Source organism: Rhodococcus sp. PAMC28707, from assembly GCF_004795915.1.
Taxonomy (GTDB): domain Bacteria; phylum Actinomycetota; class Actinomycetes; order Mycobacteriales; family Mycobacteriaceae; genus Rhodococcoides.
In genome coordinates this window covers 2,709,227-2,728,445 of sequence record NZ_CP039253.1, presented here as the reverse complement: position 1 = coordinate 2,728,445, position 19,219 = coordinate 2,709,227, and the positions used below count along the sequence as shown (strand labels likewise).

The window sequence follows — 19,219 nt, the reverse complement described above, 5'->3', positions numbered from 1 at the left end:
TCACAACTCTTGCAGATTCAAGCACCGCCGTTTCGCAGGCTCCACTCTTGCTCGAGCACCAGACTGCCACGTCGACGCGCGACCACCAACCTGGCGTCGGACGCCCCCGAACGGACGGCAACCCCGCCCTGCCCGCGCCAGTGTCCGACGAGATCGTCGATCAGCCGTAACTGCTTGTCCGACAGCGCCTTCACACCACTCCGCAGCAACCACAATCGCAACGCCCGACGACGCAGCGCAGCGGGGACCGACGTGAGGGTCATCACGTCCACTTCGGGTTCGGCGAAGTTCTCCCGCACCAAGGTCTCGGCCATGGCGTCGAGAACCATGAGGTCTTCACGAAGCTGCGTAGCCGTGCGAGCAAGAGCCGTTGCGACGCCACCACCGAGCGCATCTTCTAGCAGCGGCAGAATCTCGTGTCGAAGCCGGACGCGAGTGAAATCGGTGTCGGTGTTGTGTGGATCCTCGAACGGCGTCAACCCCAACTCGGCGCACGCTTGCCGGGTTACTGCTCGCCGAACCCCCAGAAGTGGTCGGCCCCATGGCCCATCGATCGGGGACATACCGGCGATCGATCGCGGCCCGGAGCCCCGCGAGAGTCCGAGCAGAACGGTCTCCGCTTGATCGTCGAGAGTGTGAGCGAGGAGGACCGTGGCGACGCCTCGGTGCCGGTCCAATGCCTCGTATCGCGCGCGACGAGCCGCGGCCTCCATTCCACCCGAGCCGCCCACGGTCACCGTCAGCACCGACGCGTCCACGCACCCGAGCTGCAGTGCCGTCGCTGCGGCCGTTGCTGCAACCGTGGCCGAGCCCTGTTGTAACCCGTGGTCGACGACGAGTGCTCGGACGTCCGTGGCCTCCGCGGCCACTGCAGCGGTCAGCGCAAGCGAATCGGCACCGCCGGACAGTGCGAGGACCACTGGGCCCGGGCTCGACGCGAGCCACCGACGAACTGCCTGCCGCAGCTCGAGGATTGCAGGCTTCTCCGGCAGCGCCACCCCGGTACGCCGCGTCATCGAAGTACGCGGGCGATCCACCGGTCGGGGTCCTCGATCTCGTCGAGCAGCGGCAACGTGCTGGCGTCGGTCCAGATGATGTTGAACTGCTCCATGCCGACCCTGCCGACGACGTGGTCGACGAACGATTTGCCTCGCACGTACTGCGCCATCTTCGCGTCCATCCCGAGCAGTGCTCTGATGACGCGTTGAAGTGGGTTCGTCTTTCGCCGACGCCTGCGCTCGAACGCCTGTCGGATCTGCAGGACCGAGGGCACCACTGCCGGCCCGACTGCGTCCATGACGTGATCGGCGTGACCCTCGAGGAGCGTCCCGAGAACGAGGAGCCGATCGATCGCTTCCCGCTGGGCCGGGGCTTGCGTTGCGCGCAGCAGCCCGACGATGCCTGCGTCCTCTGCTTTGTTCGACTGCTTGCGGTTCTTCAGCGCGCTCGTCAATCTCGTGGCGAACTCACCGATCGGTTCGTCGACACCGTCGGACAGCACTGCGACGGAACTGCGCATGTAGTCGCCCAACCACGGTGCCGAGGAGAACTGAACTCGATGTGTCACCTCGTGCAGGCATACCCACAGCCGGAAGTCGCTGGGCGGCACTCGCAACGCCCGCTCGACGGCGACGATATTCGGTGCGACGAGCAGGAGCGTCCCGTGCTCACCGGTGAACGGGTCGTACTGACCGAGAATTGCGCTGGACAGGAACGCGAGCATCGCGCCTGCTTGCAGACCCGCGGGTTTACCGCCGAGCAGGCCGGTCGGAGGTTCTGCATCGGTGTCGCCGGTCAGGTGTTTCATCGATGCCGCTGCTGCGTCGATCCACCCTGCCCGATCGACGACGAGTGCCTGCGGTACCGGAAGTCCGTCGGCGAGACCGGTCGTTTCACGTACTGGTCCTTCGGCACGAACCGAGGCCTCCGACAACTCGGCGACGACCGCTTCAGCGGTGTATCGGGAGATCGACGGTTCTTTCGGCGCCAATTTGGCACCGGTCTTCGCGGCCAGCGCCCAATCCACGGACCCACGAAAGCCTGCTGCGTTGCCTTCGGTGTCCGCTGCGTCGTTCGTCATCGGCAACCACACAGTCTGAGAGTAGCCGCCACGGCGTCGAGCGCAGGTCTGCTGACTTCGGGTGGTCGGTCGTTGGACATCAACGCGAACGTCAACGTCCGGCCGTCCATGTCCACTACGTACCCGGCGAGAGCACTTGCGGTCGACAAGGTGCCGGTCTTGGCCCTCACCCAGCCTGCTCCGACGCGTTCGGCGCTGGCGTATCGATCCGACAGCGTTCCGGTGGAGCCGGCTACCGGGAGGTAGTCGAGCATCGGGCGGAGTTCGGGTTTGCCCGATCCTGCGGCCGAAGTCAGTATCTGATCGAGCAGTCTGGCCGGAATCACCCCGTCGACCGACAGTCCGCTCGAATCGTGCAGCTCGAGTCCGGACATGTCGTACCCGGCGGCGAAAAGTGTCTGCTCGATCGAATCGACGGCACCGGTAAAGGAAGGCTGTGCATTGGTCTCGATGGCGATCTCGCGCCCGATGGCTTCTGCGAGGACGTTGTCCGAACGGCCCATCATCTGACCGAGACGATCACGAAGAGGTGCAGATTGGACACTCGCCACCTGATCGGCACCGGGTGGCGCCGCACCGATCGACACCCGAGCCGAGTCGAGCCCCAGGCCCCGGGCCAGCGCGCGTCCGGCATCGAGAGCCGGTTCGACGCTTCGGGGCGACTCGTCTTCCAGCGGATCCGATCTACCGCCGTCGATCATGATCGGTTCGATAGGCGTGATGTAACCGGCCGCGATATCAGGAGCAAACCATCCCTGTGCCATCGTCGGACCGCTGTAGATGGACGTGTCGACGACGATTCTGTCGACCGGTGTACCGGATTTGGATATCTGCTCCACCAGATCGTCTATACGCGCCGAGCCTGAGTAGAAGCTTTCGCTACCCAGGGGACGAGCGGTGATCGTCGGGTCGCCTGCAGCCACGATGACGATCTCACCAGCGGATTGTCCCTTCACCACCCGGGTGGTGACGCGATGTTCCGGAGACAGCGCAAGCATCGCCGCGCCTGCCGTCAAAACCTTGGTCGTCGATGCGGGGGTCATCGGGGTGTCCGGGTCCGAGGACCACAGCACCTCCCCTGTGACGGCGTCGGCGACAGACCCGGTGAACGCGCCGAGATCTGGTGACGCGACCACCGGCGCGAGCGCGGCAGCGATACCAGCGATGGAGGGTGCAGGTGAGATGTCCGATATCGGCGCGATGGTCGGTACGAGCATTACCGGGTCCGGCTCGGGCGCGAGATGCACCTCTGAGTTCGTATCGGATTCGCGCGGGACGATGGCCGCAATTGCTGTTCCGCCCGCCGCAACGACCGACACCGCGACGAGAATCAGAAGAATGCGGGTTCTCCGGCGCCGCCTCCCAGCGGTAGGACCGAGATTTCGCTTGGTCAACCTGGCCAACATTCCTCCATCGGTGTCTTCGTTCTTCCCGTTGCCAGTTTCTCCAACAGTATCCTCGGGTCCGGTACGCTGACCCCGCCACCATCGTGCGTCACTCGAGACGCAAGACGAGAACAAAGAAGAGCGAGGGCAGCACGTGTCGTTCGACGTCACCATCGAGATCCCCAAGGGTCAGCGAAACAAGTACGAAATCGATCACGTTTCCGGTCGGATTCGTCTCGACCGCTACCTTTACACGGCGATGGGTTACCCGGCCGACTACGGCTTCATCGAGAACACTCTCGGTGAGGACGGCGATCCGCTCGATGCTTTCGTCCTCCTCCCGGAATCCGTTTTCCCCGGAGTCATCGTCGAGGCCCGCCCAGTGGCAATGTTCAAAATGGTGGACGAGGCCGGTGGCGACGACAAGGTCCTGTGTGTGCCCGCAGGCGACTCACGCTGGGACCACATCCAAGACCTCAGCGATGTCTCGACATTCGAACTGGACGCGATCAAGCACTTCTTCGTCCACTACAAGGATCTCGAGCCCAACAAGCACGTCACGGCCGCGGACTGGGTAGGCCGGGCCGAGGCAGAAGCCGAGATCGCTGCATCGTTCAAACGTTTGGCAGACAATCCAGAGCACTGACAACCTTTCGACACCTGCAGTTCCGTACTTGAACGTTCCCGACAGGGGAAGTGTTTGCGCTTCCCCTGCGGTACGCAGCACAGCATGGTTCGATCGACGCACTAGTGGGGAGATTTATGAGCGAAAGCAATTCCGTCGATTCGTCCGCAGATACGGGCGAGCGTCGTAAGAACAGACAAGTCAGCTTCGTCTCCGATGCGGGACAATTTCCGGAGCTGCCGGTGACGGTCGTTCTCGACCGCATACCCGTGCCGATTCTCGCCGTCGATCCGAGTGGCGCGATCGTGTTTGCGAACGAAGCCTTCGACGAACTTTTCGGTACCGAAGAATCGGCTCGTGCGGACTTTCATTTGCACGACATCTTTCCCGATCAGGCTCCCGAGGGAGTCAACGTCGCCGACATGTTCTTGACGACGGTTGCCACGCGGGCCGATTCGCTGTGGCGCATGACCGACAAGACCGGCGATGTGGTGCAGGTTCGGGCCAGCAAGTCGATTCTTCGTCGAGCCGAGGACACGGTCGTCCTCGTCGCGCTGGAGGACTTCACCGATCAGCTCTGGAACGACCCCAAAAGCGCGCTGCGCTGACACCTGGTCTTCATGCCTCGCTCCGGGAAGCCGGAGACGGAGACATGACCGACCTGTGAGTTCTGCCGTCACGAGCCTTTGGACGCATCCACTCTGGATCGCTCGTAGTCGGTCAGAAATCTGTCCAGCAGTTCGACCAATGACGCGCGATCGTCGTTCGACCAGTCTTCGATGATCTTGCCGATATGCGCGGTCCGACGCAGCTGAATTCGATGGACTACCTGCTTGCCCGACTCTGTGACCGCGAGGGCGAACGCCCTGCCGTCGCTCTCGTCGCGAACACGTTCGACGTGCCCACGGTCGACGAGCTGGGCGACTTGCCTGCTTACCGTCGACGGGTCCGAGTTGACCAGTGCCGCCAGCTCACTGGACCGCATCGGGCCGTCGCGAAGCAATCGAAACAAGCACACGAATGCTGCTCCGTCGACGCCACCGGACTCTTCGGTAAGCTGCGCAATCCGGCGGTCCCGTGCGCGCTGCAGACGCACCAGCTGGGTACCGATTTCTTCGGCGTAATCCACGGTGGGTCAGCTTCCGGAGAACTCTGCCGGGCGCTTCTCGAACACTGCTGTGATCGCCTCGGTCAAATCGTTGGAGGCAAGGAAAGCAGCGTTCCAGGCAGCTACGAATCGCAGACCGGCGTCGACATCGGCTGCCCGTGAGTTGTCCAGGACCTCCTTGACGCCCTGCACCACCAGAGGCGGGTTGGCGGCAATCTCTGCTGCTGTGGCCCGAGCACCGGCGATCAGCGCATCGTGGTCCTCGAACACGTCGTTGACCAGTCCGATCTTCTCGGCGCGAGCGGCGTCGATGTCTTTGCCCGTCAATGCGAGTTCGCGAAGGTGACCGTCGCCGATGATAGCGGGCAATCGCGCGAGCGAACCCATGTCGGCGACGATGGCGACCCGCACTTCCCGCACACTGAACTTGGCGTCGGAGCTGGCGTACCTGATGTCAGCGGCACTGATGAGATCGAGGCCGCCGCCGATGCACCAGCCGTGCACGGCTGCAACGACTGGCTTGCGGCAGTCGGCAACGGCGTTGGTGGCCAACTGCATCCGCTTGATCGTGTTGTGGAATGCGGTGCGCGGACCGGCGAGGGCCTTGTCTGCCATCAGCGGCGCGAACTCACCTGCCATGGAAGCCAGGTCGAGACCGAAAGTGAAGTGCTTGCCCGAGCCGACTAGGAGGATTGCGCGTACGTCGGGATCAGCGTCGAGCTGCGCGAAAACCAGGGGACATTCGTTCCAGAAGTCAGGGCCCATCGCATTACCCTTGCCAGGACCGATCAGGGTAACTACCGCCACATGGTCGGCGACTTCGACGGAAAACGCATTCCAGATTTGTTCCTTCATGCCGCTGAGCCTAGCGGGCCGCCCGCTCTGGCCGACTAGTCCAGCGGGCCGCCCGCTCTCACCTACTAGTAGAGACCGAAGATTCGACCGATCAGCCCAGCGGCGACGATGATCACCACCAGCCCGATGAGCCCGAGAAACACGATGGGCAATGCCAACCCTCGTTGCGGTGGTTCGTGCTGCGGACCACCGACGCTGGATTCCGCCGGTGGCGTATCCCCGGGCTGAACACCGCCGCCTGGTTCCAATCCTGCGGTTTCGTTCGGGTCGGGGTTCTGAGCACTCATGTGGGTCGGGTACCCGATGAAATGCGCTTCAATCTTGCTCGGTCGCCCGGGCAATCGCTCCTGCGAAGAGTTCGGTGATCGCTGCACCGATGGTTCGTTCATCGATCTCGTCTGGATCGACGGAATGCTCGACGGACAGTCCGGAGATCAGTGCCAGCAGTGACGTCGCGACTTCTCGCGCATCGAGGGTGTCCGTTACGCCCCACGTCTCGGCTTTGGCCGAGATCAGGGTGGCGAGTTCTTCTCGTAGGAGTCGACGCTCGTGTCGGTAGCTTTCCGCCAACTTCGGGTCTCGAGCTGCATGGATGCCGAACTCGGTCACCAGCAGTGGCCACCGGGGCTCGGCGACGATCCACGATGCGATGGCGCTACCACCTGCTCCGGCGGCGTCGCCGGGGCCGAGGTCGGAGACGTCGTCGACGACTCGTGCGGCGAGTTCGAGCGAACGGCGCGAGAGCAGCTCGGCGAACAATGCCTGCTTGGAGTCGAAATTGGAGTAGACGGCGCCCTTGGTGAACCCGGCCCGTCTGGCGATGTCCTGGAGTTTGGCCGCCGCGAATCCGTGTTCGGTGAACTCGTCGGCTGCGGCGTCGAGCAGCCGCTCACGCACGTTCTCGCGTCCAGGCCTGGCCGTCGGCATCTGTGTCGACAACCACTCGTCTTGACCATCAACCATCATGATACCTAGAGTATTCAATACCTTAGGTATTCACAATTTTTCGAGAGGGAGTTCCATCCATGCGCAAAGTTGTCTGGCTAGCGGCCGGAGTGCTGATACTCCAACTCGGCTTCATCCTCAGCTACGTCGCGGCTTTCCATCAGCCCGAACCTCGTGAGATTCCGATCGCGGTCGTAGCCGAGCAAGGACTCCCTGCCGGAGTGGACTCCGACACAGCCGACAAGCTCAACGCCATCGACGGCACTCCCCTCGATGCTCGAACTGCTGCCAGCACGGGTGATGCACGCGCAATGATCCGCAACCGAGAGGTGCTGGGCGCCTACGTTCTGAGCCCGACGGGCACCGACACACTCATCACCGCCAGCGCCGCAGGCAGTTCCATCGCCAGCTCGCTCGAGGCAATCTTCACCAAGGTCGACCAGAGTCAGAACCGCACCTTCGTCGTCCGCGACGATATTCCCGTGAGTATCCACGACAACCGCGGATTGTCCGGCTTCTACCTTTCCGTCGGCTGGGTCGTCGGCGGATACCTCCTCGCGGCGGCAATCGGGCTCCTCATCGGCGCACCCAAGTCGCTACGTGAAGCTTCGGCTCAATTCGGGGTAATCGTCGGCTATTCGATCCTGTCCGGAATCCTCGGTGCGTTCATCACCACGCATGTTGTCGGAACGTTCGCCGGCCACTGGTTCCCTCTCGCCCTGCTGGGGACCGCCGTGGTTCTGGCCACAGCACTGTTCACGCTGGGGCTACGCGCTGCGGTGGGTATTGCCGCGGTGCCGATCGCGATCATCGTGTTCGTCATTCTCGGAAACCCCAGCGCTGGAGGCGCATTCGGTCCGAACGTACTTCCCGAATTCTATTCGGCAGTCGGCCGCTGGATCACCCCGGGTGTCGGCACCGAAGGCGTTCGGAGCATCGTCTACTTCTCCGGCACCGGCCTGGGACAACCAGCCCTGGCACTCGTCCTGTACACGGTGATCGGACTCGCCCTGTTCTTCGGCTTCACCTACCGCAGACAACAGAAATCTTCGAACCTCCCGGTCGACGCCTAGTACGAGGCACAGACTGCCTTTTGGCAATACGCTTGCCTCATGCACCGGCTTCTTCACCCGAACGCAGCCCACGTCGCGGACGTCCTGATCTCACGTGGACATCACGGGGTGGTCGTCACCGCACCCGTGCCGACAGTGACCGCCGACGCCGCCGCCGAATCTCTCGGCGCCAACGTCGGCGCGATCGTGAAGTCACTGGTGTTTCTGCTCGACGACGACCCAGTGTTACTGCTTGTCTCCGGTGCTCACCGCGTAAATCTGGATCGGACAGGCCGGCGACTGGAGGGCACCTTGTCGCAAGCTTCGCTCGAACTGGTCAAGCACTGCACCGGTCAACCGATCGGAGGCATCGCACCGGTGGGTCACCCGACGAATCTGCCCACATACGTCGACGAGCAACTGGCCGAGTACCCCGAATTATGGGCTGCTGCAGGACATCCGAACACGATCTTTCGCACAACCTATTCGGAACTGCTACGCATCACTGCCGGACTCACCCTGTCTATGAGATGACACCAGAGGCTGCGGGGACATGAAAACAGATGCGGAGCGAGTAATAGTGCGAGCTACGAGGCGAGCACGTGCGAGGCAGGTCGAACTCCGGTGGCTCCCTCCACCTTCGACGCCGAGAACGCAACGCCACGATCTTCCAGCCACGGCACGACGCCGTATGCGACCTTGCCGAAATTCGCTTCCCGGGGACCCACTGCGATCAGGGTGACGCCATCGGCGACGTCAGCAGCTTTCACATCGGCTATCAAACCTGCCAGCCCGACGGGTGTACCGATATAACGAATCGAGGCCGGGACTACCGGAGCGTCGAGTCCGGCAAACTCGCGACGGGCAGTGCGTGCGTCGTCCGCAATGTGAATCTCGATATCGAGGAACACGGCCACATCGTCGGCGTCCTTGCCCGACGCGACGGCCTCGCCGCGTAGCCGAGTACGCAGATTCTGCGCTTCCCGCAGGTCTTCGGCCTGAATTCTCACCATCTCCGAAGTCGGAGTCGTGTCGGTGAGCTCGGTCCACTGACCCAACAGGTCGAGGGCCACCCGGATGGGGCGAGCGTGGGCGATATCGGAACTGTGCGACATGCGATCGTGTCCTTCGTACAAGGCAAGGGATGCGGCTTCTGTATGGGGTCTAACCCGAGCGCCTACAAGATCCGGACGCTGTCCGGCACAAATCGACGTACCTGTCGCACCAGCGACGGTTGCGCCACAAGACAATTGCTGTCATATTTCGATGCTAACCGCTTCAGCCTGCGATGGGGATTCGTCCCACTCAGCGGCACCTGACTCCCCGGAGGCGCTCACCGGCACCGTGGCAGGAACACAGGGAGATCCGACTCCCGCCTTCCCGTCCACCAGATCGGGGAAGGGACGAGGATCTGGCACCGGGTTCCACCATCCCTCCTTCTCCTCGTACGTCCACGAAGCACCCTCGTACACGAGCTTCGTTATGGCTCCGAGCAGGCGATCGACGTCGGCACTGGAGCTTCCAAGGCCGAGGCTCGCACGCACTGCCCCGCCGGGACGACCGAGGCGCGCAAGAAGGGGGTGCGCACAGAATTTGCCATCTCGAACACCGATGCCATGCTCGGCCGACAGGTAGGCAGCGATCTCACCTGGCCCGAAGCCGTCGATGGCGAATGTGACGATCCCCACAGTATCCGGAGAGTCGTTCCACACTTCGAGCAAGCGCACGCCGGGGGTTGCCGTCAGTCCGGTGCGCAATCGGTCCGACAGAGCACGCTCGTGTTCGACGGATCCCGACCTCTCGTGCTCGGTGAGGGCCTCGCACGCCGCAGCCACTGCGGCGACGCCGAGGACGTTGGGCGTGCCGGCTTCATGACGCGCGGGCGAGCGCGCCCATGCAGTGGATTCCACGCTCACACTGTGCACAGCACCGCCACCCGCAAGGTACGGCTGAGCCGCATCGAGCCAATCGCGACGACCCACGAGCACACCTGCGCCGTGCGGGGCATACAGCTTGTGGCCGGAGAAGGCGAGGTAGTCGATGCCGAGGTCGCTGATGTCGATCCGCCGATGCGGTACCAACTGGGCGCCGTCGACGAGTATGCGGGCACCGTACCGATGAGCCAGTTCTGCGAGTTCGCGAATGGGCAACACCTCACCGGTGACATTCGAGGCGCCCGTGATAGCAAGCAACGCAGCAGGTTTCGTGGCGAGCTCGACCTCGATGCGCGCCACTGTCTCAGCGAGGGTGTCGGCGGCAACGACGACACGACGGTTCCGCCACGGCAATAGATTTGCGTGGTGCTCGATGTCGAGCACCACAGTCTCACCGGGCACGCACCGCGCCAGCAGATTGAGCGAGTCGGTAGTGTTCCTGGTGAAGATCGTCACCGAATCACTCTGTGCAACAACAAAATTTGACACAGTCCCGCGAGCCTTCTCGTACGCCGCCGTCGACACGCGCGAGGCATAACCCGCGCCGCGGTGCACACTCGAGTAATAGGGCAGCAACTCGACGATACGATCGGTCACCGCGGCGAGAGCAGGAGCACTGGCGGCGTAGTCGAAATTCGCATAAGTGCAGGTAGTGCCGTCGACCAGCGGGACCTGAAGGTCTGCCCCACTGACCACGGCGAACGGTGCGCACGAGCTTTCGAGAACAGCAGTCATGACAAATATCCCCTTGTACATCAAGGGACCCGAGACATCGAAGAAGAATGATCGAGTCCGCGCTTGCCGCGCCGGTATTCCGGCGTCAGCCAGGTCGTCACCCGGAGCACCCCACCGCGGAGGAGGGTTGCCGACCAGCAAGCCGGGGCTCGATGCTGGTACTCATGACCTGTGAAGAGGATGGCAAACGGTCGACGAGGTTGTCAACCCCTCCGGTAGGAAATCGCGTCTCCAGCCGCTCCGAAGCCGTATCCCGAGTAGAATTCGCGCGGTGTCGAGCCTCACCGATCCATCCGTCCGTTCACCTTCCGGCCACCCGAACATGAGATAACGACCATCGAGGTTCACTAGCAATTCGGTAACCAACAAGAAGAAGGACACCCCGTTTTCTGTGCAACCACAATCGGATTCGGCCCCCGAACTGCCTTCGAGCGACGTACCCCCCGATTTTTTACGCTCCGCGCACGCGCCCGAGCAGCGCACGTTGATCGATATTCTCCGCGCCACAGCAGAGCAATACCCTGACGCACCCGCAATCGACGACGGCACCGTCGCGGTGTCCTACAGCGAATTGCTCGTAGACATCGACGAGGGATCACAGTGGCTGTATCGAGCCGGTGTTCGCCGCGGCGATCGCGTCGGAATCCGGATGCCGTCGGGATCCTTCGCCCTGTACGTCGCCATTCTGTCGATTCTCAACGCGGGGGCGGCCTACGTGCCCGTCGACGCGGACGACCCCGACGAGCGCGCCGAACTCGTATTCGGCGAGGCCCAGGTCACCGCGGTGGTGACCGCGAACGGAATCGTTGCCGGTACAGCCGAAAAGAACACAGCACCCGCCTCGGACGTCGGCGCCCCGACAACCGAGGACGACGCCTGGGTCATCTTCACTTCCGGTTCGACCGGGACCCCGAAGGGGGTGGCCGTGAGCCACCGTAGCGCGGCGGCCTTCGTCGACGCAGAAGCACGCATGTTCATGCAGGACGATCCACTCGGCCCCGGCGATCGTGTGCTGGCGGGTCTGTCGGTGGCGTTCGACGCTTCGTGCGAGGAAATGTGGCTCGCCTGGCGTCACGGCGCCGCACTGGTGCCCGCGCCGCGATCGCTCGTGCGCAGCGGCCTGGACCTGGGTCCGTGGCTCGTCTCGCGCGACATCACCGTCGTGTCGACGGTTCCCACTCTGGCGGCCCTGTGGCCTGCCGTTGCCCTCGAAGCGGTTCGGTTGCTCATCTTCGGCGGCGAGGCCTGCCCACCCGAGTTGGCCGAGCGTCTCGCCGTGGACGGGCGCGAGGTGTGGAACACCTACGGTCCGACCGAGGCGACCGTCGTCGCCTGCGCATCGATCATGGACGGCAAGGGTCCGGTGCGCATCGGCCTACCGCTCGACGGCTGGGATCTCGCGGTCGTCGATGCTGCAGGCAAGCCAGTAGCCGTCGGAGAAGTCGGTGAACTGGTGATCGGAGGTGTCGGGCTCGCCCGCTATCTCGACCCCGAGAAGGACGCCGAAAAGTACGCGCCCATGCCCACGCTCGGCTGGGAGCGCGCGTACCGCAGCGGAGACCTCGTCGAACTCGAGCTCGAAGGTCTCCTTTTCCAGGGCCGCGCCGACGATCAGATCAAGCTCGGCGGGCGACGCATCGAACTCGGCGAGATCGACAACGCACTACAGGCCCTCCCCGGTGTTGCCGGCGCTGCCGCGGCAATTCGCACCACCGGCGCGGGCAACTCGGTACTCATCGGTTATCTGTCCAGCACCGACCCGGACTTCGATCTCGACGCCGCGCGCACCCTGCTCGCCCAGCAACTTCCGTCGGCGCTCGTTCCGCGGCTCACCCTCGTCGATGAGCTGCCGACCCGGACGTCGGGCAAGGTGGATCGAAACGCGCTCCCGTGGCCACTTCCCGGCATGGGCGAACAGTCCGGGCTCGGCGGAACGGCGGGATGGGTTGCCGAACTGTGGACCGAAATTCTCGGCGCTCAGGTCTCCGACGACAACGCCGACTTCTTCCAGAACGGTGGCGGATCGTTGTCCGCCGCGCAGTTGGTGACAGCGCTTCGTCAGCGTTTTCCCGAGGTCACCGTCGCGCAGTTGTACGACCATCCGCGGCTCGGCTCACTCGCCCGCATGCTCGACGACCTTGCACCGCCGGTCGACGTCGTTCCGCGTGAAGTCATCCCGACACCGCGTCGGGCGCAGTGGATCCAGATCGCCGCAACGGTGCCGCTGACCACGCTTACCGGTCTGCAGTGGGTCACCTGGCTCGGCATTCTCGCCAACGTCATGTCATGGTTCGCCGACGTGCCATGGGCGCCGACGGTGTCCTGGTGGTGGCTCCTGGTCGCGTTCCTGCTGTTCATCACGCCGGTCGGCCGGATGGCGATCTCGGTCGTCGGCTCACGCCTTCTGCTGACCGGAGTGAAACCGGGCGCCTACGACCGCGGCGGCAGCGTGCATCTGCGCCTGTGGACGGCAACGCGCCTCACCGATGCCAGCGGCGCCTCCAACCTGTCCGGCGCGCCGTGGATGGTCTACTACGCCCGAGCACTCGGCGCGAAGATCGGTAAGGGCGTCGACCTGCACACCATGCCTCCGGTGACGGGAATGCTCGAACTCGGCGACGGCTGCTCGGTCGAACCCGAGGTGGACCTCACCGGTCACTGGATCGACGGCGACATCGTCTACATCGGCGGCATCAGGATCGGTGCGGGGGCAACCGTCGGCGCTCGATCGACGCTTCTACCAGGCACTTCGGTCGGCAAGAACGCCGTCGTGACCGCCGGTTCCGCCGTCGTCGGACGCGTCAAAGCCGGCCAGATGTGGGCCGGCTCCCCCGCCACGAAAATCGGCAAGGCCGAGCACCCGTGGCCCGAGGAAACACCACCTCGCGCGACCCGGTGGATCGTGGCCTACGGCGTCGCGTCCCTGTTCCTGTCAGGTATGGCGATCTTCTCCATCGGCGTCTCGTTGGTACTGATGGGCTGGTGGCTGCACACTGCGACGACGTTGCTCGGCGCACTCGGCCGCGGCGTACTGCTGCTACCTGTCGCCACGATGGTCTCCCTCGCGACGTTCGCGCTCATCACGGTGGCCGCGGTGCGTCTGTGCAGCATCGGCCTGACCGAGGGCTATCACCCGGTTCGCAGCCGAATCGGCTTTCAGGTGTGGGCAACGGAACGACTCATGGACTCCGCGCGCACCTTCCTGTTCCCGCTCTACGCCAGCTTGTTGACGCCGGGATGGCTGCGACTTCTCGGCGCGAAGATCGGCAAGGACGTAGAGGCCTCGACCGTGCTGATGATTCCGAAATTCACCACCGTCGCAGACGGTGCATTCCTCGCCGACGACACGATGATCGCCAGCTACGAACTCGGCGGCGGCTGGATGCGCCTCGGGGATGCCAAGGTCGGCAAGCGGGCGTTCCTCGGCAACTCCGGCATGACGGGTCCGGGACGCACAGTCCCGAAGAACGGCCTCGTCGCCGTACTGTCGGCTACCCCGGACAAGGCGAAATCCGGATCGTCCTGGCTCGGCAGCCCACCCGTGCGGTTGCGTCGCACCTCCGGAAAGACCGACTCCTCGCGCACGTTCGATCCGCCGACCAAGCTGAAGATCGCTCGGGCATTCGTCGAGACCTGCCGACTGATTCCGGTGGTCGTGACATTCGCGATCGGCCTGGGAGTGCTGTTCGGTCTCTTCGCACTGGCCGACAGTCATGGGTACTGGCTTGCCGCGCTACTCAGCGGAGTCGTACTGCTCATTGCCGGTGCCGTCGCCGCTACGGTGTCCGCGCTGGCGAAGTGGGCCTGGGTCGGCCGTATAGACAAGGTGGAACACCCATTGTGGAGCTCGTTCGTGTGGCGCAACGAAGTGTCCGACACGTTCGTCGAAACCGTCGCGGCCCCGTGGTTCGCGCGGGCAGCAGAAGGCACAGCCGTGCTCAACATGTGGCTTCGTTGGCTCGGCGCGGACATCGGCCATGGAGTCTGGTGTGAAACATACTGGCTACCGGAAGCCGATCTTGTGACACTTGCCGACGGTGCAACAGTCAACCGTGGGTGCGTTGTGCAGACGCACCTGTTCCATGATCGGATCATGTCCATGGACAGCGTCACCCTCGGACGAGGAGCCACATTGGGGCAGCATTGCGTCGCACTGCCTGCCGCAGGAATCGGCGACGGCGCTACCGTCGGGCCGGCGTCTCTGGTGATGCGCGGCGATACCGTGCCTGCGCACACGCGGTGGCAGGGTAACCCGATCGCGCCGTGGGCGAAGGGCGATCCGTACCGCCGGATCACTGCGGCGGCCGAGGCGACGCTGTGAAACCGGGTTCGAAGACGGTGACTCCGATGTTCGACCTCGACGCCAACGATGCGCCGATCGACCCGTACCTGCCCGAGAGCGGCAACCGCGGCTATCGGGTCTCGCGGTACGAGTTGGATCTCGAGTACAAGGTCGACAGCAATCGATTGACCGGAACAGCGCAGATCACTGCAGTCACCACCGCGACCATCGCCAAGTTCGCGCTCGATCTCGGGCCTGCACTGCGGGTGTCCAAGGTGTCGGTCAACGGGTCCCGCTCGGTGAAGTTCTCACGCCAGCGCGGCAAGTTGAAGATCACGATGGCCAAACCGATTCTCTCGGGTGGGGCGCTCGTCGTCACCGTGCACTACGGCGGAATCCCCAAGCCCATCAGCAGTTTCTGGGGTGAAGTCGGCTGGGACGAACTCGCCGAAGGCGCCATCGTCGCGAGCCAACCCAACGGCGCCGCATCCTGGTTTCCCTGCGACGACCATCCGGGATCCAAAGCGAGCTTCGGCATCACGATCACCACGGACTCGCCCTACTACGCGGTGGCCAACGGAACTTTGGTGCGCAAGCAGACTCGGGCGAGCCGCACGACCTGGGTGTACGAGCAACCCGAGCCGATGGCGACGTACCTTGCCACCATTCAGATAGGTCACTACGAAAAGCGCGTCACCAGCACCGAGCCCGTGCCGATAGAGGCGATCATTCCTCCACGGCTGCGTCGGCACTACGATCACGATTTCGGCCGTCAAGCCCAGATGATGGAGACCTTCGTACGCCTGTACGGCCCGTACCCGTTCTCCGCCTACACCGTTGTCGTCACCGATGACGAACTGGAAATTCCGATCGAGGCGCAAGGCATTTCGATCTTCGGCGCCAACCATTGTTCGGGTGATCGACACTCCGAACGCCTTGTCGCACACGAGCTTGCGCATCAATGGTTCGGCAACAGCCTCACACTCGGAACCTGGGCGGACATCTGGCTCCACGAAGGCTTCGCGTGCTACTCCGAATGGATCTGGGTCGAAAACTCCGGTGGCACAAGCGCTCACGACAAGGCACAGCGCGCATACGCCATCCAGCAGACATTGCCGAAGGATCTGATACTCGGCGATCCAGGCAAGGCCAAGCTGTTCGATGATCGGGTCTACAAGCGTGGCGCGCTGGCATTGCATTCACTGCGGCGAACCGTCGGTGACGAGCGGTTCTTCGCGCTGATTCAGCTGTGGACCAAAGATTATCGCTATTCGACGGTATCGAGCCAGGACTTCATCGACCTGGCCTCGCGCTTCGGTTGCCCGCGAACCCTCTGGGACAGCTGGCTCTATCAGGCGGAGCTGCCGGCGCTTCCGTAGGCTCCGGCGCCGCCGACGCCGACGCAAATTACTCCGCTATTCGGAATCCGTACCCCCTGCAGGGGGTACGGATTCCGAATGGGGGAGTAAATCGCCGGACCCCGCTCACGAAACTCAGGGAAGGTGCGCTCTCGAACGAGCACGAATGAACACCCAGCAAAGCGCGGCGAGAACCGAACCGAAGACGAAGATGGCGGGATAGGTCACGACCCCGGGCCATTGCTCGGTGAGCGCAGACAGAATCGCCGGAATCGCGAACCCCAGGTACGTGAGTGAATAGAACACAGCGGTCAGTCCGGCGAGATCATCGGGGCCGGCAATACGTTGCACCTCTTGCAATCCGGAGACCAACGCCATGCCGTAACCGCAACCGAGCACTGCCGCTGCGATGAGAGCGGCGGCGATCGTCAATACCGACGCGGCCCACGCTGCGAGCAACATCCCGAAGACCAGAATGGCGAGTGCAACGAGTGCGCCTCTGGCGTGGGTCGGCGTGTCGATCCTGCGGCCGACCGCCTGGATGGCGAAGCCGGAGCCGAGCGCGATCACCGACATCAGTGCCGATAGTGCGATGGGGTAACCCCCACTGCTGTCGGCCATCAACGACGGCAGCACCGCGTACGCGACACTCGCGGCACCGAACACCCACGGCGCCAACGGAACGACGACCAGCAGAAATCTGCGATGCGACGCCGCGGGGATCAACAGATCTTTGCGAAGCGGTTCACGATCCACCGGCGGCACGGCAGCGCGCGTCTCCGGCACCGAAGCCATACCGATCCCCGCGAGGACGCAGATGCCCACATGAACGAGGTACGCGAGGTGCGTCGGCCAAGGCGCCCACTGGGCCAGGATGCCCGCGACGCCTGCACCGAGCGCGAAACCTGCGGTCAGACTCATCGCTGCGCGACGTGCTCCCGCACCGGCTGCGGACGAAGGGTCCAGGGCGGTAAGCTCTTTCACCCAACTGCCTCCGACAGCCATCCCGATACCGAGAGCGACTCCGCTGAGAACCCGGCCGCTGAACAGCACGCCTGCGCTGTCGGCGCCGAGCGAGATGAGAATCGATCCGGCAGCGGCCACGGCCGTCGCGGGCAACATCACCGGCCGTCGACCCAGCCGGTCGGACAGCGGCCCGCAGATGAGCAGCGCCGGCACAATCCCGATGACATACGCGAACAGGAACAAATCGACCGTGACGGCGGAGAAGCCGTGCTCGAGCCGGTACATCACCAGAAGTGGGGTGAATTCGTTTCCGCCCCAAGCGACGGCGAACATACCTGCCGCGACGAGTAGCCAACGCGCAGAACCGACCTTGGTGACGTTCGACCCGGTGGAGAGTGCGATCATCGCCGACCATCCTCGGTCAATCCATGTACCCGGTTCATATGTTGCTCGACCGCATCAGCGAAACCGTCGACGTCGCCTGCTTCGATAAGGTCGGTGAGCTCGCCGTGATCGTCGACGATCCGCGAGATCTGCCCGGGATCGCGGATGAGCGAATGCGCCGTCATCCGTCGTTGGCGCTCGCGAAGACCTGTGTAGAACTCGTCGAGAAGTGGGTTGCCGCCTGCACGCACTATCAGCCGGTGAAAGTCTGCGTCGGCAGCGCTGAATTCGGCTGCCGTGCCCGTCTCGACAAGGCCACGTTGACGCTCGAGGTTGCTGCGCAGATCAGCGAGAAGTTCGGTTCGGGCCCGTTTGTCACCGACGACAGCGCGAACGCTCGCAGTCTCGACGATCCAGCGTGCCGAGACGATATGTTCGGCCTCCCCGGGCGCGATCGGCACCACGAGTGCCCCTCGCTTGGGATAGAGCCGCATCCACCCTTCGACCTGAAGTCGGAGGAAGGCCTCGCGGACCGGAGTCCGGCTCACGTCCATGCGAGCGGCGATGTCACCTTCGCTGACCAGCTCGCCGCCGGGGAGTTCACCGGTAACGATGAGCTCCTTGACGGTCAGGTAAGCCTGCTCCGATGCCGATGTCGGGTTCGATGCGAGGATAGACACAACATAGATACTAGATGCCGGTGCCGTCCCACCTCGTCACGGGACCCAGTACTTCATCGCCAGCTCCTCCACCAACGGATCGTTCTCGGCCACCTCGTCCAATGCCGCGAGGTCGTCGCTGATCGACACCAGCCGCGGATTGTCGCCCTCGGCCCGGTCGAGGTCCGTGTCACCGTCATCTGTGAGCTGACCGATCAATTTCACTCGCAGACGCGCCTTCAGCGAATCGCTCATTCGTCCTCGCCCTTCTTGAACACGCGCCGGGCAGTCGGAATGAGCGCCACCAGTGCCCCTATGAGAACCACGACCGAAAACACTTCGAGCCACATGCGCTTACTCCTTCGGGAAGACCAAGAGCGGACAACTACGACGCCGGCGCGAGCCAACTGCCGACTGGGATGTTGCGCAGAATCGTGAACGCCAGTACGACGGCGACACTCGCGACGAACAGCCACGTCGGCGGGCGCCGGCTGCGTAAGACCGTTCCGCGGGCACGTGCGCGCAGCCACACGCCCCACACCACGACACCCACGGCGACGAGTCCGACGGCCAGCGCGTTCGTAGTCAGGGCGGAGTAGAGGTCACCGCGCACCAGGTCACCGAGGGCCCGCGTCGTGCCACACCCCGGACACCACAACCCGGTGACGGCATGGATCGGGCACGGAAGATAAGTCGACGTCCGTGGGTCCCGGACGTACAACAAAGCCCCGGCCGCGACGGCAAGACCGCCGACAGTCAGCGGCGCTCTTGTCCCCCTACGCAGATCGAGTGAGATCACCTGTTCCACGATATCGGTGATGCGAGCCCAGGTCATCCGACCAACTACTACA

At 63.7% G+C, this 19,219-nt stretch carries 19 protein-coding genes and 1 riboswitch; of the genes, 6 read left to right on the top strand and 13 right to left on the bottom strand.

Features of this window, described 5'->3' with window-relative positions; translation table 11 throughout:
* Nucleotides 1-17: 17 nt before the first annotated feature.
* From tilS to dacB, 3 genes are read right to left on the bottom strand one after another with little or no spacing between them, the layout of a single operon-like run.
* Nucleotides 18-1,016 carry a tRNA lysidine(34) synthetase TilS gene (gene tilS / locus E5720_RS12350; protein WP_136172648.1) on the bottom strand — a complete coding sequence of 333 codons (999 nt, stop codon included), beginning with the start codon at nt 1,014-1,016 and terminating at the stop codon, nt 18-20.
* Entirely contained in the window at nt 1,013-2,080 is a 1,068-nt protein-coding gene (locus tag E5720_RS12345) for a zinc-dependent metalloprotease (protein WP_136170896.1), read from the bottom strand. Before E5720_RS12345 ends, tilS begins: the two co-directional genes overlap by 4 nt.
* Nucleotides 2,077-3,486, bottom strand: a complete 1,410-nt coding sequence (gene dacB / locus E5720_RS12340) for a D-alanyl-D-alanine carboxypeptidase/D-alanyl-D-alanine-endopeptidase (protein ID WP_136170895.1) — start codon at nt 3,484-3,486, stop codon at nt 2,077-2,079. Before dacB ends, E5720_RS12345 begins: the two co-directional genes overlap by 4 nt.
* Nucleotides 3,487-3,619: 133 nt before the next feature.
* On the opposite strand from dacB, the gene E5720_RS12335 reads away from it, so the two are divergent.
* Nucleotides 3,620-4,111, top strand: coding sequence for an inorganic diphosphatase (locus E5720_RS12335; RefSeq protein WP_136170894.1), 492 nt, complete (start codon nt 3,620-3,622; stop codon nt 4,109-4,111).
* 116 nt (nt 4,112-4,227) lie between these two features.
* The gene (locus E5720_RS12330; RefSeq protein WP_136170893.1) at nt 4,228-4,698 is read left to right on the top strand and encodes a PAS domain-containing protein; all 471 of its coding nucleotides are present in this window, start codon (nt 4,228-4,230) and stop codon (nt 4,696-4,698) included.
* Nucleotides 4,699-4,766: 68 nt separating this feature from the next.
* On the opposite strand, the gene E5720_RS22030 is transcribed toward E5720_RS12330, so the two are convergent.
* The 4 genes from E5720_RS22030 to E5720_RS12310 form a co-directional block, all read right to left on the bottom strand.
* Nucleotides 4,767-5,219 carry a MarR family winged helix-turn-helix transcriptional regulator gene (locus E5720_RS22030; RefSeq protein ID WP_136170892.1) on the bottom strand — a complete coding sequence of 151 codons (453 nt, stop codon included), beginning with the start codon at nt 5,217-5,219 and terminating at the stop codon, nt 4,767-4,769.
* A 6-nt stretch (nt 5,220-5,225) separates the two neighbouring features.
* Nucleotides 5,226-6,053: a crotonase/enoyl-CoA hydratase family protein gene (locus E5720_RS22025; protein ID WP_136170891.1), complete on the bottom strand. Its 828-nt coding sequence runs from the start codon at nt 6,051-6,053 to the stop codon at nt 5,226-5,228.
* A gap of 65 nt (nt 6,054-6,118) precedes the next feature.
* Nucleotides 6,119-6,340 carry a DUF6480 family protein gene (locus E5720_RS12315; RefSeq protein WP_136170890.1) on the bottom strand — a complete coding sequence of 74 codons (222 nt, stop codon included), beginning with the start codon at nt 6,338-6,340 and terminating at the stop codon, nt 6,119-6,121.
* A gap of 28 nt (nt 6,341-6,368) precedes the next feature.
* On the bottom strand, nt 6,369-6,950 hold the full coding sequence (locus tag E5720_RS12310; protein WP_136172647.1) for a TetR/AcrR family transcriptional regulator: 582 nt from the start codon (nt 6,948-6,950) through the stop codon (nt 6,369-6,371).
* A 128-nt stretch (nt 6,951-7,078) separates the two neighbouring features.
* Between E5720_RS12310 and E5720_RS12305 the strand changes: the two genes are divergently transcribed.
* Nucleotides 7,079-8,071 carry a hypothetical protein gene (locus E5720_RS12305; RefSeq protein ID WP_136170889.1) on the top strand — a complete coding sequence of 331 codons (993 nt, stop codon included), beginning with the start codon at nt 7,079-7,081 and terminating at the stop codon, nt 8,069-8,071.
* 39 nt (nt 8,072-8,110) lie between these two features.
* Nucleotides 8,111-8,584 (top strand): YbaK/EbsC family protein, encoded by a 474-nt coding sequence (locus E5720_RS12300; RefSeq protein ID WP_136170888.1) that lies wholly within the window; start codon nt 8,111-8,113, stop codon nt 8,582-8,584.
* Between the two features lie 53 nt (nt 8,585-8,637).
* On the opposite strand, the gene E5720_RS12295 is transcribed toward E5720_RS12300, so the two are convergent.
* On the bottom strand, nt 8,638-9,165 hold the full coding sequence (locus E5720_RS12295; protein WP_136170887.1) for a hypothetical protein: 528 nt from the start codon (nt 9,163-9,165) through the stop codon (nt 8,638-8,640).
* Between the two features lie 141 nt (nt 9,166-9,306).
* Nucleotides 9,307-10,719, bottom strand: a complete 1,413-nt coding sequence (locus E5720_RS12290) for an aminotransferase class V-fold PLP-dependent enzyme (protein ID WP_136170886.1) — start codon at nt 10,717-10,719, stop codon at nt 9,307-9,309.
* A gap of 54 nt (nt 10,720-10,773) precedes the next feature.
* Nucleotides 10,774-10,889: riboswitch (SAM riboswitch) on the bottom strand.
* 251 nt (nt 10,890-11,140) lie between these two features.
* Between E5720_RS12290 and E5720_RS12285 the strand changes: the two genes are divergently transcribed.
* Together E5720_RS12285 and E5720_RS12280 are read left to right on the top strand one after the other, a co-directional pair.
* Complete coding sequence (locus E5720_RS12285) at nt 11,141-15,040, top strand: Pls/PosA family non-ribosomal peptide synthetase (protein ID WP_136172646.1); 3,900 nt, start codon at nt 11,141-11,143, stop codon at nt 15,038-15,040.
* A 26-nt stretch (nt 15,041-15,066) separates the two neighbouring features.
* Nucleotides 15,067-16,380: a M1 family metallopeptidase gene (locus E5720_RS12280; RefSeq protein WP_168708425.1), complete on the top strand. Its 1,314-nt coding sequence runs from the start codon at nt 15,067-15,069 to the stop codon at nt 16,378-16,380.
* 114 nt (nt 16,381-16,494) lie between these two features.
* Here the strand turns inward: E5720_RS12280 and E5720_RS12275 are convergent, their stop codons facing one another.
* The 4 genes from E5720_RS12275 to E5720_RS12260 form a co-directional block, all read right to left on the bottom strand.
* Entirely contained in the window at nt 16,495-17,730 is a 1,236-nt protein-coding gene (locus E5720_RS12275; RefSeq protein ID WP_136170884.1) for an MFS transporter, read from the bottom strand.
* A complete protein-coding gene (locus E5720_RS12270; protein ID WP_247595941.1) occupies nt 17,727-18,389 on the bottom strand; it encodes a GntR family transcriptional regulator in 663 nt (220 codons plus the stop codon). Before E5720_RS12270 ends, E5720_RS12275 begins: the two co-directional genes overlap by 4 nt.
* 36 nt (nt 18,390-18,425) lie before the next feature.
* Nucleotides 18,426-18,623 (bottom strand): hypothetical protein, encoded by a 198-nt coding sequence (locus E5720_RS12265; protein WP_136170883.1) that lies wholly within the window; start codon nt 18,621-18,623, stop codon nt 18,426-18,428.
* A gap of 130 nt (nt 18,624-18,753) precedes the next feature.
* Nucleotides 18,754-19,203 (bottom strand): DUF2752 domain-containing protein, encoded by a 450-nt coding sequence (locus tag E5720_RS12260; RefSeq protein ID WP_136170882.1) that lies wholly within the window; start codon nt 19,201-19,203, stop codon nt 18,754-18,756.
* Nucleotides 19,204-19,219: the final 16 nt, after the last annotated feature.

What these genes read in the sequence shown, in the direction of transcription:
- E5720_RS12345 (WP_136170896.1), bottom strand. Translation starts at nt 2,080, where the DNA reads ATGACGAACGACGCAGCGGACACCGAAGGCAACGCAGCAGGCTTTCGT.
- E5720_RS12290 (WP_136170886.1), bottom strand. Translation starts at nt 10,719, where the DNA reads ATGACTGCTGTTCTCGAAAGCTCGTGCGCACCGTTCGCCGTGGTCAGT.
- tilS (WP_136172648.1), bottom strand. Translation starts at nt 1,016, where the DNA reads ATGACGCGGCGTACCGGGGTGGCGCTGCCGGAGAAGCCTGCAATCCTC.
- dacB (WP_136170895.1), bottom strand. Translation starts at nt 3,486, where the DNA reads ATGTTGGCCAGGTTGACCAAGCGAAATCTCGGTCCTACCGCTGGGAGG.
- E5720_RS12295 (WP_136170887.1), bottom strand. Translation starts at nt 9,165, where the DNA reads ATGTCGCACAGTTCCGATATCGCCCACGCTCGCCCCATCCGGGTGGCC.
- E5720_RS22025 (WP_136170891.1), bottom strand. Translation starts at nt 6,053, where the DNA reads ATGAAGGAACAAATCTGGAATGCGTTTTCCGTCGAAGTCGCCGACCAT.
- E5720_RS12330 (WP_136170893.1), top strand. Translation starts at nt 4,228, where the DNA reads ATGAGCGAAAGCAATTCCGTCGATTCGTCCGCAGATACGGGCGAGCGT.
- E5720_RS12280 (WP_168708425.1), top strand. Translation starts at nt 15,067, where the DNA reads ATGTTCGACCTCGACGCCAACGATGCGCCGATCGACCCGTACCTGCCC.
- E5720_RS12275 (WP_136170884.1), bottom strand. Translation starts at nt 17,730, where the DNA reads ATGATCGCACTCTCCACCGGGTCGAACGTCACCAAGGTCGGTTCTGCG.
- E5720_RS12265 (WP_136170883.1), bottom strand. Translation starts at nt 18,623, where the DNA reads ATGAGCGATTCGCTGAAGGCGCGTCTGCGAGTGAAATTGATCGGTCAG.
- E5720_RS12300 (WP_136170888.1), top strand. Translation starts at nt 8,111, where the DNA reads ATGCACCGGCTTCTTCACCCGAACGCAGCCCACGTCGCGGACGTCCTG.
- E5720_RS12315 (WP_136170890.1), bottom strand. Translation starts at nt 6,340, where the DNA reads ATGAGTGCTCAGAACCCCGACCCGAACGAAACCGCAGGATTGGAACCA.
- E5720_RS12260 (WP_136170882.1), bottom strand. Translation starts at nt 19,203, where the DNA reads ATGACCTGGGCTCGCATCACCGATATCGTGGAACAGGTGATCTCACTC.
- E5720_RS12305 (WP_136170889.1), top strand. Translation starts at nt 7,079, where the DNA reads ATGCGCAAAGTTGTCTGGCTAGCGGCCGGAGTGCTGATACTCCAACTC.